General features: G+C 67.8%; 14 protein-coding genes. 8 read left to right on the forward strand and 6 right to left on the reverse strand.

Annotation, left to right across the window (positions count from 1 at the left end):
* Window positions 1–97 precede the first annotated feature (97 nt).
* From AB0E63_RS28135 to AB0E63_RS28145, 3 genes are all read left to right on the forward strand, one after another.
* Window positions 98–1045 (forward strand): sugar ABC transporter permease, encoded by a 948-nt coding sequence (locus AB0E63_RS28135; RefSeq protein WP_360372585.1) that lies wholly within the window; start codon window positions 98–100, stop codon window positions 1043–1045.
* On the forward strand, window positions 1035–1889 hold the full coding sequence (locus tag AB0E63_RS28140; RefSeq protein ID WP_360372588.1) for a carbohydrate ABC transporter permease: 855 nt from the start codon (window positions 1035–1037) through the stop codon (window positions 1887–1889). Before AB0E63_RS28135 ends, AB0E63_RS28140 begins: the two co-directional genes overlap by 11 nt.
* Before the next feature lie 78 nt (window positions 1890–1967).
* Window positions 1968–3275 (forward strand): alpha-L-fucosidase, encoded by a 1308-nt coding sequence (locus AB0E63_RS28145; RefSeq protein WP_360372591.1) that lies wholly within the window; start codon window positions 1968–1970, stop codon window positions 3273–3275.
* A 61-nt stretch (window positions 3276–3336) separates the two neighbouring features.
* On the opposite strand, the gene AB0E63_RS28150 is transcribed toward AB0E63_RS28145, so the two are convergent.
* The gene (locus tag AB0E63_RS28150; RefSeq protein ID WP_360372792.1) at window positions 3337–3909 is read right to left on the reverse strand and encodes a MaoC family dehydratase; all 573 of its coding nucleotides are present in this window, start codon (window positions 3907–3909) and stop codon (window positions 3337–3339) included.
* Window positions 3910–3963: 54 nt separating this feature from the next.
* Window positions 3964–4515 carry a general stress protein gene (locus AB0E63_RS28155; RefSeq protein ID WP_360372594.1) on the reverse strand — a complete coding sequence of 184 codons (552 nt, stop codon included), beginning with the start codon at window positions 4513–4515 and terminating at the stop codon, window positions 3964–3966.
* A 76-nt stretch (window positions 4516–4591) separates the two neighbouring features.
* Between AB0E63_RS28155 and AB0E63_RS28160 the strand changes: the two genes are divergently transcribed.
* A complete protein-coding gene (locus AB0E63_RS28160) occupies window positions 4592–5701 on the forward strand; it encodes a magnesium and cobalt transport protein CorA (protein WP_360372597.1) in 1110 nt (369 codons plus the stop codon).
* A 204-nt stretch (window positions 5702–5905) separates the two neighbouring features.
* Window positions 5906–6787 carry a helix-turn-helix domain-containing protein gene (locus AB0E63_RS28165; RefSeq protein WP_360372600.1) on the forward strand — a complete coding sequence of 294 codons (882 nt, stop codon included), beginning with the start codon at window positions 5906–5908 and terminating at the stop codon, window positions 6785–6787.
* An 87-nt stretch (window positions 6788–6874) separates the two neighbouring features.
* Here AB0E63_RS28165 and AB0E63_RS28170 read toward each other — a convergent pair whose 3' ends face one another.
* Together AB0E63_RS28170 and AB0E63_RS28175 are read right to left on the reverse strand one after the other, a co-directional pair.
* A complete protein-coding gene (locus tag AB0E63_RS28170) occupies window positions 6875–8065 on the reverse strand; it encodes an acyl-CoA dehydrogenase family protein (RefSeq protein WP_360372603.1) in 1191 nt (396 codons plus the stop codon).
* A 113-nt stretch (window positions 8066–8178) separates the two neighbouring features.
* Entirely contained in the window at window positions 8179–9621 is a 1443-nt protein-coding gene (locus tag AB0E63_RS28175; RefSeq protein WP_360372606.1) for a protein kinase, read from the reverse strand.
* 120 nt (window positions 9622–9741) lie between these two features.
* Between AB0E63_RS28175 and AB0E63_RS28180 the strand changes: the two genes are divergently transcribed.
* Window positions 9742–10392, forward strand: coding sequence for a peptidylprolyl isomerase (locus AB0E63_RS28180; protein ID WP_360372609.1), 651 nt, complete (start codon window positions 9742–9744; stop codon window positions 10390–10392).
* Between the two features lie 40 nt (window positions 10393–10432).
* Window positions 10433–11053 carry a VOC family protein gene (locus AB0E63_RS28185; protein ID WP_360372612.1) on the forward strand — a complete coding sequence of 207 codons (621 nt, stop codon included), beginning with the start codon at window positions 10433–10435 and terminating at the stop codon, window positions 11051–11053.
* Here the strand turns inward: AB0E63_RS28185 and AB0E63_RS28190 are convergent.
* Window positions 11050–12009: a CoA ester lyase gene (locus tag AB0E63_RS28190; RefSeq protein ID WP_360372614.1), complete on the reverse strand. Its 960-nt coding sequence runs from the start codon at window positions 12007–12009 to the stop codon at window positions 11050–11052. The two genes, AB0E63_RS28185 and AB0E63_RS28190, sit on opposite strands and share 4 nt — an antisense overlap.
* Window positions 12010–12109: 100 nt before the next feature.
* Between AB0E63_RS28190 and AB0E63_RS28195 the strand changes: the two genes are divergently transcribed.
* Complete coding sequence (locus AB0E63_RS28195; RefSeq protein WP_360372617.1) at window positions 12110–12637, forward strand: hypothetical protein; 528 nt, start codon at window positions 12110–12112, stop codon at window positions 12635–12637.
* A 21-nt stretch (window positions 12638–12658) separates the two neighbouring features.
* Here AB0E63_RS28195 and AB0E63_RS28200 read toward each other — a convergent pair whose 3' ends face one another.
* Window positions 12659–16309: a S8 family serine peptidase gene (locus AB0E63_RS28200; RefSeq protein ID WP_360372620.1), complete on the reverse strand. Its 3651-nt coding sequence runs from the start codon at window positions 16307–16309 to the stop codon at window positions 12659–12661.
* Window positions 16310–16353 lie beyond the last annotated feature (44 nt).

Consider the following 16353-nt stretch of genomic DNA (forward strand, 5'->3'; position numbering starts at 1 on the left):
CGGCGCCGGCGGGGTCATGGGGCTTTGACTCCCGGCCTTCCCTCGTCGCTCCGGTCGCTTCGCTCCCTGCGCTCCTCAGTCCAGGCCGGGAGGCCCCATGACCACGAACACCACCACCATTGCTCCGCTCGGTGCGCCGCCTTCGGGCGACGCCCGGGCGGGGCGGCGGTCCGCGCTGCGACGGGACGGCCGGCACGCCGGGGTCTTCCTGGCCCCGAGCCTCGCCGGACTGGCCGTGTTCACTTTGTTCCCGACCGCGATGGCACTGGGGATCAGCCTGTTCGACTGGCCGGTGTTCGGCGAGCGCACGTTCCTCGGCATCGACAACTACACCCACCTGCTGCACGACCCGGTGTTCCGCCGGGTGGTGCTGAACACGGTCCTGTTCGTGGTGCTGTACGTGCCGCTGAACGTGGTCGTGTCGCTCGGGCTCGCAACCTGGGTCGGCCCGCACATCAAGGGGCGGCAGGCGTTCCGGGTGCTGTTCTTCATTCCGGTGATGACGCCGATGGTGGCCAACGCGATGGTCTGGAAGCTGCTGTTCCAGCCCGGCGGCCTGATCGACAGCGGGATGCAGAGCTGGTTCGGCGTCAGCGCGCCGAACTTCCTCGGCTCGTCCACCTGGGCGATGCCGGCGATCGTGGCGATGTCGGTCTGGCAGGGCTTCGGCTACAACTTCCTGGTCTTCTCCGCCGCGCTCGACCAGGTGCCGCAGTCGCAACTGGAGTCGGCGCAGATCGACGGCGCCGGCCCGCTGCAACGGTTCCGGTACATCACCTGGCCGATGATCACGCCGGCGATCTTCTTCGCCACCACGATGACGCTGATCACCTCGTTCCAGGTGTTCGCGCAGCCGTTCATCCTGACCCAGGGCGGTCCGGGCGTGTCCACCCAGACGATCGTGATGTACGTCTACAACCAGGGCTGGCAGTTCCTCACCATGGGCCTGGCGTCCGCGGCCGGCTGGGTGTTGTTCGTGATCATCATGGCCATCACCGCGATCCAGTTCGTCGGGCAGCGCAGGTGGGTGAACTATGACGTCTGAAACCGCGGTCACAGTGACCGGCCGCCGGATCCGCAGCAGTGTCTCCCACATCCTGCTGATCATCGTCGCGCTCCTGTTCCTCGGGCCGTTGGTGTACGCCGTGTCCACCTCACTGAAGCCCGCGGACGAGGTGTTCACGCCGACGCCGCATCTGTTCGGCTCCGAGATCCGCTGGCAGAACTACGCCGACGCGTTCACGTTCGCGCCGTTCGGCCGCTACTTCGTGAACAGCCTGTTCGTGGCACTGGCCGGGACCCTGGTGGTGGTCATTGCCTCGAGCCTGTCGGCGTACGCCTTCGCCCGGTTGCGGTTCAGGGGCCGTGAGCAACTGTTCGTGCTGTTCCTGGGCACCTTGATGGTGCCGCAGGAGGTGCTGATCGTGCCGATGTACTGGCTGATGCAGTCGCTCGGCTGGGTGGACAGCTACTGGGCCCTGATCCTTCCCTGGGCGTTCACCGCGTTCGGCACCTTCCTGCTCCGGCAGTTCTTCCTGACGGTCCCGGCCGAGCTGGAGGAGGCGGCCCGGGTGGACGGGTGCGGACCGTTCGGCACCTTCCTGCGGATCATGCTGCCGCTGGCGCGGCCGGCGATCGCCGTACTGACCGTCTTCACCTTCATCAGCTTCTGGGGCAGCTTCCTGTGGCCGCTGATCATCGTGAACAGCGTCGAGACCAAGGGCACCGTGCCGCTCGGCCTGGCGCAGTTCGCCGGGCAGCAGGGCACTCAGTGGAACCTGATGATGGCGGCGTCGATCATGGCCATGGTTCCGACCGTTCTGCTCGTCATCCTGCTGCAGAAACACCTTGTCCGCGGCCTGCTCGTCACCGGTCTGGGCGGCCGTTAAAGCCAATTCCTCCCCTCCGTCTTTCTCTTTGCTTTGACCCACCAACCACATTCGTTCTCCCTTCCAAGGAGTGTTGAGATGACCGACGCGCCTCCCGCGCATTCCGTCGAGAAGTTCCGCGACTGGCGGTTCGGCCTGTTCGTCCACTGGGGCCTGTACTCGCTGCCGGCCCGGCACGAGTGGGTGAAGAACCGCGAGCGGCTGACCGACGAGGACTACCAGCCGTACTTCGACCACTTCGAGCCCGACCTCTACGACCCCCGCGAGTGGGCCCGCGCGGCCCGCGGCGCCGGCATGAAGTACGCCGTACTCACGACCAAGCACCACGAGGGTTTCTGCCTGTGGGACTCCGAGGTGTCGGACTACACGGTCGCGAAGACGGCGTGGGGCAAGGACAAGGACCTCGTCGCCCAATTCGTCGAGGCCTGCCGGGCCGAAGGACTCGGGGTCGGCTTCTACCACTCGCTGATCGACTGGCACCACCCGGAGTTCCCGATCGACGTCGTCCACCCGCAGCGGTACGACGAGGAGGCGCAGGCCAAGGCCGCCGGCCGGGACGTCCAGGTGTACGCCGACTACCTGCACGCGCAGACGCGTGAGCTGCTGACCAACTACGGCCCGATCGACATCATGTGGTTCGACTTCTCCTACCCGAACCGCAACCGCGAGGACGGTCTGCCCGGACCGGGCAACGGCAAGGGCCGCGACGAGTGGCGGTCCGAGGAACTGATGACGATGGTCCGGGAGTTGCAGCCGGACATCCTGATCAACGACCGGCTCGACATCCCGGGCGACTTCGTCACGCCGGAGCAGTACCAGCCGGACGGGCCGATGATGCGCGACGGGCAGCCGGTGCTGTGGGAGGCGTGTCAGACGCTGAACGGCAGCTGGGGCTACGACCGGGACAACCTGGACTGGAAGTCACCGGAGACGCTGGTGAAGATGCTGGTCGACTCGGTCTCCAAGGACGGCAACCTGCTGCTGAACGTCGGCCCGACCGGCCGGGGTGAGTTCGACCCGCGGGCGCTGGCCACGCTGTCCTCGATCGGCGAGTGGATGCGGCTGCACGAGCGCTCGATCCGCGGCGCCCGGCCGGCCGAGTACGCCGCTCCGGTCGACTGCCGCTTCACCCAGAAGGGCGACCGGCTGTACCTGCACCTGTTCTCCTGGCCGATGGGTCACATCCACCTGCAGGGCCTGGCCGGCAAGGTGAAGTACGCCCAGCTCCTGAACGACGCCTCCGAGATCAAGCGCATCGTCAGCGACCCGCACCAGCAGGCCCAGAACACCACCATGGGCGGCGTCTCCACCGAGACCCTCACCCTGAAACTCCCGATCCAGAGGCCGAACGTCCTGGTCCCCGTGATCGAGCTCTTCCTGAGCTAACCGTCCGCGGTTGACGACGGCCTGCCCGGTTCCCCCTCACCGGACAGGCCGTTCGTCGGTCTCAGTCGCGGTCGATCGGGACCGGGCGGCCCGGCTGTTCCCCGCCGCGGGCCTCCAGGTAGTTGTTCTTGGGGACCATCACCTTGCGGCGGAAGAGGCAGACGACGGTGCCGTCCTGTTTGTAGCCCTTGGTCTCGACGTGGACGACGCCGCGGTCGTCCTTCGACTTCGACTCCCACTTGTCCAGGACGACGGTCTCGCCGTAGATCGTGTCGCCGTGGAAGGTCGGCGCGACGTGCCGCAGCGACTCGATCTCCAGGTTCGCGATCGCCTTGCCGCTCACGTCCGGGACCGACATGCCGAGCAGGATCGAGTAGATGTAGTTGCCCACCACAACGTTCTTGCCGAACTGGGTGGTCTCGCCGGCGTAGTTCGCGTCCAGGTGCAGCGGGTGGTGGTTCATGGTGAGCAGGCAGAACAGGTGGTCGTCGTACTCGGTCACCGTCTTGCCCGGCCAGTGCTTGTAGACCGCACCGACCTCGAACTCCTCGTAGCTACGCCCGAACTGCATCTCTCGGCTCCTTGTCAGGTGTCCCCGAGGGCCATGCTGCCGAAAGATGAGGTGACTGGGCAGTAGCCCGCGCGTGGTCTAGCTCTCAACCGGGCGAGACCTTGGTCACCCGGCCACTCAGTCGTGCGGCTGCTGCAGTTGCTGCTGGACGGGCTGCTGGATCGGCTGCTCCGGCAACCGTGGGTTCACCTCGCCCTTGAGTGCCAGCTTGGCCAGGTGGTTGCGTGCCTCCTCGGCGAACTTGAAGTCGCACAGTACGTCGTACGTCGTCGCCACCACCGCGGTCCGGGAGGTGAAGTCGCGTCGGCCGGCCGACTGGGAATAGCTGAGGCCGCCGAACACCAGTCCGAAGAAAGCACCCAGCACCACACCGGTCAGCAGCGCGACCAGCCAGTTACCGGTCGTGAACAGGCCCAGCAGCAGGCCCACGAACAGACCGAACCAGGCACCGCTGGCCAGGCCCGCGGTCAGCGCCCGGCCCCAGGTGAGCCGGCCGGTGATCTTCTCCACCTGACGGAGGTTGTTGCCGACGATGGTCGTGTGCTCGACCGGGAACTTCTCGTCCGAGAGGTAGTCGACAGCGCGCTGCGCCTCCCGGTAGGTGTCGTACGTTCCGATCGTCAGGCCGCTCGGCCGAGGGTCCATCGAGGGCATGCCCTGCGTGGTCATCGTCGTTCCTCTCCACGTGCTTCCACCCCCATCATTGCCGACGGCTGGTTACCGCGTCTTGATAGCCTCGCCGGTGATGGCCGGGCGACGGTGGGACATAGGCGCGACACGCCGGATGGGACGAGTCTTCGCCCGGCGTGCGGGCGGTGACGGCCCGGTCCCGGCGGATCTGGTCGCCAGCGGCAAGCTGGACGGCGCTCTGGTCGACTGGGGCTTCTACCGCGACGGTCACCGCGACGGCCGGACCAACTCCTACACGGAGGCGCTGGCCCGGGCGCGGCGCGGCCAGGGGTTTGTCTGGATCGGTCTGTTCCAGCCGACCGATCACCAGCTGGCCATCATCGGCAAGGAGTTCGGTCTGCACGCTCTGGCGCTCGAGGACGCCTCGGAGGCCCATCAGCGGCCCAAGCTCGAGCGGTACGACGACACCCTGTTCGCCGTACTCAAGACCGTTCGGTACGTCCCTCACGGGGACCTGACCGCCACCAGTGAGGTGGTGGAGACGGGCGAGGTGATGGTCTTCTGTGGGCCAGGCTTCGTCATCACGGTCCGCCATGGCGAGCACAGTGAGCTGGCGGGCCTGCGGCAGAACCTGGAGAAGGAGCCGACGCGGCTGTCCCTCGGTCCGGGCGCTGTGCTGCATGCCATCGCCGACCATGTCGTGGACGGGTATCTGGAGGTCACGGACGCTGTACAGGCCGATATCGACCTGATCGAGACCGAGATGTTCACTCCGCGCGGCTGGCGGAACATCGACCGGGTGTACCAGCTCAAGCGCGAGGTGCTGGAGCTGAAGCGGGCTGTAGCGCCGCTGACCGGGCCGATGCGGGCACTGTCGACGCTGAGGCATCCACTGATCGCCGACGAGACCAGGAACTACTTCCGCGACGTCGACGACCATCTGGTGCGGGTGAAGGAGCAGGTGATCTCGTTCGACGAGTTGCTGAGCTCGATCCTGCAAGCCGGGCTGGCCCAGGTGCAGGTGGCCGAGAACGAGGACATGCGGCGGATCTCGTCCTGGGTGGCGATCCTGGCGGTGCCGACCGTGATCGCCGGCATCTACGGGATGAACTTCGACTACATGCCGGAGCTGCGGCTGAAGTACGCGTACTTCGTCGTCCTCGGCGTGATGCTGACCGCGTGCACCGTGCTTTACCGGTTGTTCAAGCGAAACCACTGGCTCTGAGGCCGGAGTTCCACTACCGCGTAACGCCTGACTTGGCAACCTTCTGCCATGGCCGCGAGTACCACTCGTTTGGAATGTTCAAACGGTTGTGGACCGATTGACCCCTTGGTTGAATGCCCCATCGCGTTCGGTCAGCAGGCCACCACAGTCTGCGACCGACGGTAGCGGGGGATGTCGAGACGCTTCGGCAGCAAGGGAGGGATTGTGCTCCGGATTCATTTCACGCCACGTGATCTGGCGCGGGTCACGGTCGCCACCACTCCCGCTCCGCTGTGGGAGGTGCTGCTGAGTCTGCACATGCTGCAGCAGTCCGACGGCCGGCTGATCTTCGAGGACTGGCGCCGTCACGTTCGGGCCACGGTGGCCGCGGACCAGATGCGGTTATTCAAGTACCGGCCGGTGTCGCCGTGGACGCGGGAGCTGGCGCAGGGCAACCGGGCGTCGCTGCAGAAGCTCGGCCGGGCGATCCGGACGTATCACAATGCCGCGATCGCGCCGTACTGGAAGTCGATCGGGACGCATGTGTCCGCCGATCACGCGCACCGCGGGGAGGCGCTGGCCCGGCACGGGGTGGACCGGCTGCTCTCGTCGCTGCACCCGCGGGTGCGGTGGGTCGCGCCGGTGCTGCAGGTGCTCGATCTGAACGACCGCGATCTGTACCTCGATGGCAGGGGGATCGAGTTGCAGCCGTCGGCGTTCTGCTGGCAGGTGCCGACGAAGCTGCGGGATCCGGAACTCAAGCCGATTCTGGTGTATCCGATCCAGCACGCTCCCGGCATCCTGCGGCAGGCGTCGATGGAGGCAACCTCGTCGAACGACCCGCTGTGCTCACTGCTCGGCTCGACCCGGGCCGCCGCGCTGGAGGCGGCGGTGACGGGTTGTACGACGACCGAGCTGGCCAGGCACTGCAAGATCTCCCCGGCCGCGGCCAGCCATCAGGCGACGGTGCTGCGCGGGGCCGGCCTGATCACCACCCGCCGCGCCGGTGCCTCCGTCCGCCACGAGATCACCCAGCTGGGCATCTGGCTGCATTCCGGCTACGGCTCCGGCCGCACCCGACCGGCCCGGACCCGCATCACCGCCTAGACCCTGCCCCGTCGCACGCTGGCCGCCGACCGGCACCGCCCCGCCTGTCGGCCCAGCGTGCCGGCGGTGCCTTGAGAGTCGGTGCAGTTAGAGCTTGTAGTCCTCGAGGAGCCGGCGGCCGATGATCATCCGCTGGATGTCCGCCGTCCCCTCGCCGATCAGCAGCATCGGCGCCTCGCGGTAGAGCCGCTCGATCTCGTACTCCTTGGAGAACCCGTAGCCGCCGTGGATGCGGAACGAGTCCTCCACGACCTGAGCGCAGTACTCACTGGCCAGGTACTTCGCCACGCCGGCCTCGAAATCGTTGCGGGAGCCGGAGTCCTTCTTCCGCGCCGCCTTCACCATCAGCTCGTGCGCGGCCTCGACCTTGACCGCCATGTCGGCCAGCCGGAACAGCACGGCCTGGTGCTCGGCGATCTTCTTGCCGAAGGTCTCCCGCTGCTGCGCGTAGGAGATCCCGAGCTCGAACGCCCGCCTGGCAACGCCGCAACCGCGGGCGGCGACGTTCACCCGGCCGACCTCGACGCCGTCCATCATCTGATAGAAGCCCTTGCCCGGTATGCCGCCCAGGATCTGGCCGGCGTCGATCCGGTAGCCGTCGAAGATCAGCTCGGTGGTGTCGACGCCCTTGTAGCCCATCTTCTCGATCTTGCCGGGAATGGTGAGGCCCTTGTCCACCTCACCGAACCCGGGCTCCTTATCCACCAGGAACGTGGTCATGTTCCGGTAGACCGAGTCCTGCCCCTCGTCGGTCTTCACGAGTACGGCGACCAGGTTCGACGAGCCGCCGTTCGTCAGCCACATCTTCTGGCCGTTGACGACGTACGCGTCACCGTCCTTGACCGCCCTGGTCTTGATCGCGGCCACGTCCGAGCCACAGCCCGGCTCGGACATCGAGAACGCGCCGCGGACCTCGCCGGTGGCCATCCGGGGCAGGTACTTCTGCTTCTGCTCGTCGGTCCCGTGCTGGAGCAGCATGTACGCGACGATGAAGTGGGTGTTGATGATGCCGGACACACTCATCCAGCCGCGGGCGATCTCCTCGACGCACAGCGCGTAGGTGAGCAGCGATTCGCCGAGGCCGCCGTACTCCTCGGGGATCATCAGGCCGAACAGGCCGAGCTCCTTCAAGCCCTCGACGATCTCGGTCGGGTACTCGTCGCGATGCTCGAGCTCGGTGGCGACCGGGAGGATCTCCGCCTCGACGAAGGCGCGGACCGTCTTCAGGATCTCCTCCTGGATGTCGGTCAGCCCGTCGGTCTGCTGCAGCCTGCTCATCGTCAGCTCCTTGCGGTCGAGATGGCCTTACCCGCGAGTATCGCGAATATCAGCATCCCGGCACGAGGGTGACACCCGCTGTGACTCCGGCCACCTGGCGAAGGTCGCGTGCCTCACTCGTTCGCTGATCCGTCGGGGCGCGGCAACGCGCGCCCGACAGTGGCGAAGAGGGCTGCGATCTGCGCAGTGGCCTGCCACCGGTGGCGCTGTTGCGCCTCGACCAGCCGCTGTCTGGCCTCGTAGAAGTGCTTCGCCGCGGACTCGGTGTCGCCGTGGTCCAGCGCCTGCGCGGCTTGATCCAGGTCGCGCGCCGCCTCGCGCGGAGCCCTGCTCTTGCTCCCCTGCTCCGTCGCGCGCACCTGCGCGGCCAGTGTCCGCATCGTCGACACCAGCACCGCCTGCGGGTTCGGCGTTTCCTTCGGAGTGGGCTTCGGTGTCGGCTTCTTCGACGGAGTCTTTGTGGGCGTCGGCTTCGGTGTCGTCTTCGGAGCGCTGGTCGCCTCCACCACCGGCGCCGACGGCGTCCCACCGGCCTGCGCGGGCGCATCGTTCGTCACACCCGCCCGCAACAGCAGGGCGCCGACCACACCGGCGACGACCACCGCCGCGGCCACGCCAACCTTTGCCAACGGGAACGTCCGGCCCGGCGCCCGGTGAGTCCCGGTTTCGGCAACCTCCTCGGGCTCTTCCTCCCACTTGCCCACTCCCAGCACTTCCGCGGCCGCAGGTGGCGTGAACGCCAGCACCTGCGTCCTGCTGGACGCTGTCAGCAGCTCGACGACCTCACCGGAGGACGACGGCCTATCTGCCGGGTCCTTGGCGAGCAGGTGAGTGATGAGGTCGCCCAGCTCAGGCGGTACGTCGGTACGCATGATGGGCGGTGGCGGTGCGTCGAGGTGTTGGCGCATCACCACGTCGACAGTCGGGCCGGTGAATGGGGGTGTGCCGGTCAGGAGTTCGTGCAGGACGCAGCCGAACGAGTACCAGTCGCTGGCAGGAGTGGCGGGCTCGCCACGAACCTGCTCCGGCGAGACGTAGGACGCCGTACCGAGCAGAACGCCCAGACCGGTCGTCTCGGTGCCCGCACTCTTCGCGATGCCGAAGTCGGTGATCTTGAGCGTGCCGTCCGGCGCCAGCAGCAGGTTCCCCGGCTTCACGTCGCGGTGCACGATCCCCGCGCCGTGAGCGGCGTCCAGTGCGCGCGCACCCTGCGTGGCGATGTCGGCGACCAGCTGCGCGCTCGGCAGACCCGCCGTACGCATCAGCTTGGCCAGATCCGGTCCGGACACGAGTTCCATCACGAGGAACACGTGTTCGCCCTCGGTGCCGACGTCGTACGTCGCCACCACGTTCGGATGCATCAGCCGCGCGGCCGCCTGGGCCTCGGCCCGGAACCGCGCAACCTCGTCCATAGGGTCGCCTTCGAGCCGGCGCAGCAGTTTGACCGCCACCTGACGGGCGAGAACGGTGTCCTCGGCCTGCCACACCTCACCCGCGCCGCCCCTGCCCAGCAGGGTCAGCAACCGGTACCGCCCCGCGAATACCTCGCCGTTCACGCACCACACCTTCCGCAGTGGACCGCAACACCTTAGGCAAGCGAGGCGTGTGAGAGCGAGTTCTGGACCGAAAGCTTGCAGAACCTCTGCACAGAGCGACCGAAGTACTACGTTGTGCTGATGAAGCGATCACTTACCGCCCTGATCGCGGCCACCCTGGTCGCCGCGACGCTGACCACGACTCCCGCTTCCGCCGCCCCGGTTTCGAAGCCGGTGGTGAAGTGCGAGTTCACCCCGACCCCGGAGAACCCTGCCGCCAAACCGGTCCGGATCCCGTCCGCCAATGCTCGGGCGAAGGGCACGGTCGATGTGTACTTCGTGACCAACTACGGACCGTTCGTGGTCCGGATGGACCGGGCCAACGCGCCGTGTGGCGTGCACAACTTCGTGCACCTGGTGAAGAGCCGGTTCTACGACTTCACGCAGTGCTTCCGGCTGACGAACTCGGCGCGGCTCGGCGTACTGCAGTGTGGTGACATCTACCGCCAGGAGGAGGGCGGACCGGGGTACAAGTTCCCCGACGAGGTCACCGGCCAGGAGACCTACCCGCGCGGGACCGTTGCCTATGGCAACCAGGGCCCGGGCACCAACGGATCCGAGTTCTTCGTCGTCCACTCCTTCGCCAACATCGCCCCGAACTACACCGTCCTCGGCCACGTGATCGCCGGGATGTCCACCTTCGATCGGATGGTCGCCGCCGGGATCGCCGACCCCGACCAGGACGGCCCGCCGGTCAAGCCGATCCGGATCTACAAGGTCTGGGCGCACTGAGGGGAGGGTAATTCGGGGCCTGCGGCGCTAGCTTGAGGTCGTGGGCAGGCGTGGAAGACCGCGGCACCCGGACGTGCTGACACCGGCCGAGTGGCAGGTGGTGGACATGGTGCGGCACGGGATGCCGAACCGGGAGATCGCGCGGCGGCGTGGGGTGAGCGCCGACGCGGTGAAGTTCCATGTCGCGAACGCGCTGATGAAGCTCGGCCTGGAGCGCCGGGCCGAGCTTCGCAGCTGGCGTGGTGTGCCCGCGGACAGTGCTCTGCGACGACAAGGAGACCCGGACATGAGCCCGCAGCTAGGTGCGATCGGGCAGATCGCCCGCCCCGTCAGCGACATCCAGACCGCGGTCGACTTCTACGGCAAGGTGCTGGGGTTGCCGCACCTGTACACGTTCGGGGACCTGGCGTTCTTCGACTGTGGCGGGACGCGGCTGTTCCTGAGCGCGACCGAGGAGTCCTCCGGCGGTGAGCCGTCATGCCTATACTTCCGGGTCGACGACATCCAATCGGCGTACGACGAACTCCGCGGCCGGGGTGTCGAGTTCGAGCAGGCACCGCACCTGATCCACAAGCACGACAACGGGGTCGAGGAATGGATGGCGTTCTTCCCCGACCCCGACGGTCACCTGCTCGCGATCATGGCCCAGGTCGGCCCTTAGTCGGCCGGTTGCCAGATGTCGGTGCGGGTCATGCCGGCGGCGCGGCCCTTGGCGGAGATGACGAGCGCCATCTTGCGGGAGGCCTCGTCGATCATCTCGTCGCCGAGCATCACCGCGCCGCGGGCACCGCCGGCGGCCGAGGTGTAGTGGTCGTAGGCGTCGAGGATGTTCTCGGCGTGGTCGTAGTCCTCCTGGCGCGGGGAGTAGACCTCGTTGGCGGCGGCGATCTGGTCCGGGTGCAGGACCCACTTGCCGTCGAAGCCGAGCGCGGCCGAGCGGCCGGCGACGCGGCGGAAGCCGTCGACCTCCTTGATCTGCAGGTACGGACCGTCGATCGCTTGCTTGCCGTGCGCCCGCGCCGCCATCAGGATCTGCATCAGGATGTAGTGGTACGCGTCGCCGACGTCGTACCCGGGCGGCTGCTCGCCGACCACCAGCGACTTCATGTTGATCGACGCCATGAAGTCGGCCGGGCCGAAGATGATCGTCTCCACCCGCGGCGACGCGGTGGCGATCGCGTTCACGTTGGTCAGGCCGAGCGCGTTCTCGATCTGCGCCTCGATGCCGATCCGGCCGGGCTCGTACCCGTGCACCTTCTCGAGCTGGGTGAGCAGCAGGTCGAGCGCGACCACCTGCTCGGCGGTCTGCACCTTCGGCAGCATGATGCAGTCGAGGTTCGCGCCGGCTCCGCCGACAACCTCGATGACGTCGGCGTAGGTCCACTCGGTGGTCCAGTCGTTCACCCGGACGACGCGGATCTTGGTCCCCCAGCCGCCCTCGTTCAGCGCGGCGACGATGTTCTTGCGCGCGTCCACCTTGGCGATCGGCGCGACCGAGTCCTCCAGGTCGAGGAACACCTGGTCCGCGTCGAGTCCCTTCGCCTTGGCCAGGAACCGCGGGTTCGACCCCGGCGTGGCCAGACACGACCTTCTGCTCCGCAAGACCTGCTCAGACATCGCTGCGACCTCCGCTCGGTTACCCACCGGTCACCGGCAGCGTACGGCGAAACGCTCGCGTCCTGCCCGGTGACATCGCTCACTGTGACACTCTTGGACGGTGGATACCGACCAGGCTGTGACCGAGATCGCGGCGGTGATGAAAAAGGCTGGCCTGGTCTGGCTGTCATGGAACGGCGGCCGGCCGACTCCCGCTTGGTTCGCCACAGTCGAGGGGCAGTACGTCGTACTCGCGGATGCGGCCGACGGAGCGGAGCAGCCACTGCCCGGACTGGCTGCGGCCGGGTCGGCGGAGGTCGTCGTACCGGCCAAGCCGGCCACCAACCGGCTGGCGAGCTGGACGGCGACAGTACGGCGGCTGGAGCCGGACAGTGAGCAGTGGACGGCTGCGGCTCAAGTACTGCGGACCGAGCGGCTCAACGCGGCCGGACTGGACACGCAGCTCGAGCGGTGGAAGACCGAGGCCGACCTGCTCGTGCTGGAGCCCACTGGCGAGATCAACGAGGCCGCCGGGCGGTACGACGACACTCCGCGAGCCGAGGCACCCGTGGCGACCAAGGCGACGACCCGGGGCAAGGCGCCGACCACCCTGCACCGCCCGATCCGCCGCCGCCCCAAGCTGAGCTGAGGCGGCGGCGTCCCGAACGAGCTAGCGAATCCCGAACGCTCGATCCACTGTCTGCGTGATGCTGTTGCCCGCAGAGTCGCGGGCGGTCGCCCGCACGCTCACGAAGCCAGCCTTCGACGGCGCGTCCACCTGCGCCGTCCAACTCGCTCCCTTGCGCTTCAGCCGAGCCGTGTGCCAGCTCGCACCGTCGTCGTAGGACAGCTCGAGCTTCACATCGGCGATCTCTCCCACCCCTGCGGCCCCCGGCAGGTGCGACGGGCTCACCACCAACTCAGTACGCCGGTGTGCGAGGCCGGACAGGTCCGTGGCGACCCCATAGTCCAACTGGATCAGCGGAAGCGTCTCCAGCGCGGTGACATCGGCCTGGTCGGAGCTGAAGCCCCACTCGGTGTGGGTGCGCGGTGAGTACGGCCGGTCCGGCAGGTCGCGCGTGGTGTCCACGACCAGTCGATACGGAAGCCGGTCCGGCGCGACATCGGCCGAGACGAAGTCGCTGCCTTCTCCGACGAGGGTGTCGCCCTGGTACAGCGAGGTGTTCAGCGTGACACCGCCGTACACGATGCCCTGGTGCCGGCCGGAGTCAGCCCAGCCGGGCATCCCGAAGACGCTGATGATGTCGCCGACCCGCGACGGCGGCGTGGACACCGCACTGTCGCTGAGCAACCTCGGCCGCTGGATCCCGGCGAACCAAGTTTCGCGAGTCGTGCTGCGGGCCGGGTAGGACAGCGATGACCCGATCTCGTTCAGATCCGGCACAGCGGCCTGACTGAGCCACTTGACCTTCGACCCGGCAGTGACCCAGACGGTGTGATCGCCCTGCGCACGGACCGGGGTCGCCGCGGCGCCGACGGCCCAGGTGAAGTCGGTCGACAGGTCGTAGCGAACGTCGATCGCCTCACCCGGCGACGTGTTGCGGAACGACTCGTCGATCCTCGCCAGCTCACCGGCTCCGGGCCGGTACGCCGGATCGCGCGGGATCGCACCGTCATGGTGCTGGACGAGGTCGTACAAGTACTGCGGATAGGGATGCGACACCAGCTTGAGCGTCTTGGCGCCATGCACGAGCTGGGCGATGAGCCGCTGGCCCTCGTCCGTGCTCAGCGACGCCACCGGCAAGGGAGCCGCGTCCTCCTGCGGAAGATCGGCCCACGCGTCCAGCGGTCCGTAGCCGTCGTTCACGAGCAGCAACAGCTTGGCGCCGGCCTTCGCCGCCGCGGCGGCCTGATCGGTCGGGGTCACCGTGTCGTTGCGACGGGTGACAACAATCTTCCCGCGGGCAACGATCTTCGTGAGGTCCTCAGCGAAGACCACGGGATACGTCGTCGTCCCCTCCGGCAGCTTGGGCGAGAAGCTTTGCACCACCGTGTCGTACGAACCCGCCGTCAGCGCGGGCTGCACCTGACGCCACCGGGTCGCGAACGTGTACGAGCCCTGCGTCACCTTGCTGGTCGGAGTGGCCCACAGGCTGTCGTAGAGCCACCACTCGAGCTGGTAGGTGTCGACAAAGCGGTGGAGCGTTCCATAGCTTCGGTACTGGTCCACGCGCAGGTAGCTGTTGACACTGGGCTGCGGGGTGATCGCACTGACCTTGCGCAGTGTGGATGCGTCGAACGTCAACGTCCGGTCGCTGTTCACGACGACTTCAGGTGCACTGAGCACAGCACGGCCGAGCGAGTGCGGTCCGTCGAGTCCCGCGACATCGGCGTACATCCAGGCGGCGTAGGTGCTCGGACGCACGTTCGCGTCCAGGCTGCCGCTCTCGTCAACGGCGTACACCTGGGGGACGGTGTCCCGCCGGATGTCCTTCAGTACGACGATGCCCGGCAACGCCGAGCCGTTCCGGTCCTTGGCGCGGAGCGACAGCTTGACCCGCTGGCTCTGCTTGCTGACGCCGAGGGACGTGTGCGCCCGCAGTACACCGCTGCTGTCGGTGGCGGTGAGGACCGAGCTGTAGCCCGCATCGTCGGCGGCGAGATCCAAGTGACTCAGTACGCCGACCGTCGCCGAGCCGTGGGCGGGCACGGTCACCTGCGGTGCGGTCAGGGTGAGCAGACCCGCTGGAATCCCCTGGGACCGGACGGCGAGGTCCAGTGTGAGGGGGTCAGCGGAGGTGTTGGTGTACGTGACGTCCTTCTGCACCAGTCCGCTCGACGGATACGGCCACTTGACGGCCGCGAACGCCGTACCGGTGGCGAACAGCGTGCTGTTCACCGCGGCGGCCACATCGAGCCGACCGCTGCCGCCTGAGAACGGGCTGTACTGGACGGTGGTCTTGGTCGTGCTGACCAGCGCGTCCTTGAGTTGCGCGCCGTTCCAGTCCGGATGCGTGGCGGCGAGCAGTGCGGCGGCACCCGCCACATGTGGTGTCGCCATCGAGGTCCCACTCATGGTGAGGTACTGGCCCTCCCCCTCCTGGGCGTACTGCGACCGGGCCGCGAGCACATCGACCCCAGGAGCGGTCAGATCGGGCTTGACGGCACTGTCGCCGATCCGCGGACCGCGGCTGGAGAACGAAGCCAGCCGGTCGGCAGCGTCTACCGCGCCGACGGTCAGCGCCGCGTCTGCCGCACCGGGTGCGCTGACGCTGAAGGGATCCGGTCCAGAGTTGCCCGCCGCGATGACGAACAGGGCGCCGGTCTCCGCGCTGAGCTCGTTGACGGCCTGGCTCATCGGATCGGTGCCGTCGGTCGGCCCGGAGCCGAGGCTCATGCTGATCACCTTCGCGTGCTGATCACGCGCGGCCCACTCCATCCCGGCCAGGATCCAGGAGTCCTGGCCGCTGCCGTCGTCGGCCAGCACCTTGCCGATGTGCAGGGCGGCGCCGGGAGCAACCCCCTTCTCCTTGCCACCGGACGCGGCACCGGTGCCGGCGACAGTCGAGGCGACGTGCGTCCCGTGGCCGTTCCGATCGGTGACGTCCGCACCGGGCACGAAGCTGGTCGCCGCGGCGATCCGACCACCGAAGTCCGGGTGAGCGGCGTCGATGCCGGTGTCCAGCACTGCGACGTCGACGCCCTGCCCGGTGTCACCGGACTGCCAGACCTGCGGGGCACCGATCTGCGCGGTCGTGTCGGACAGCGTCGCTTTCGCCTTGCCGTCCAGCCAAACCTTGGCAATCCCACCCGGGAGTGCACTAGCGCTGCGAGCGACCGGACTGCCCGTGAGAGAAGCCCAGAATGCGGCGGAGTGGTCAGTCGTCAGCGCCGCGCCCTGGATGCTGGTGAGCTCCCGGGTACGGCGTGCCCCGGCCGGTACGGCTTGTTTGCGGGCCCGGGTGGCGGCGTCGGTGTACGAGACGATCAGCGGGAGCTGGTCGCTGTGTGCGTCGTCGTACCCGTCCGCGATCAGTTCGGTGACGTTGAAGAGCCGCTGGTCGAGTACGCCGGACGCCAGGTACGGCAGGGCCGCGTCGGGATAGACGTAGGTGTCGTTGCCCACGGCCATGATGTGTGCGCCGGCCGGAGTGCCGTTGGGCTTCTGCACGGTCGCCGTGGTCCGGCCGTCGGCGGTGGCGGTCACCGTGACCTTGTCCCCTGTGATCAGGGTGACCGTTCGCGGCGGGCCGGAAGGAACAGCGGCCTGATGGCCTGTGGACGGTACGGCGGCGGCCGCGCCGGGCGTGGCGGGTACGACGGCCGCGAGCGCCAGCACGGCCGCGATCAACCCGCGCATGCGGGACGATGACAGGGACAAGGGAGCTCCAGGGGATGCGGGGC

Source organism: Kribbella sp. NPDC026596 (assembly GCF_040638415.1).
Taxonomy (GTDB): domain Bacteria; phylum Actinomycetota; class Actinomycetes; order Propionibacteriales; family Kribbellaceae; genus Kribbella.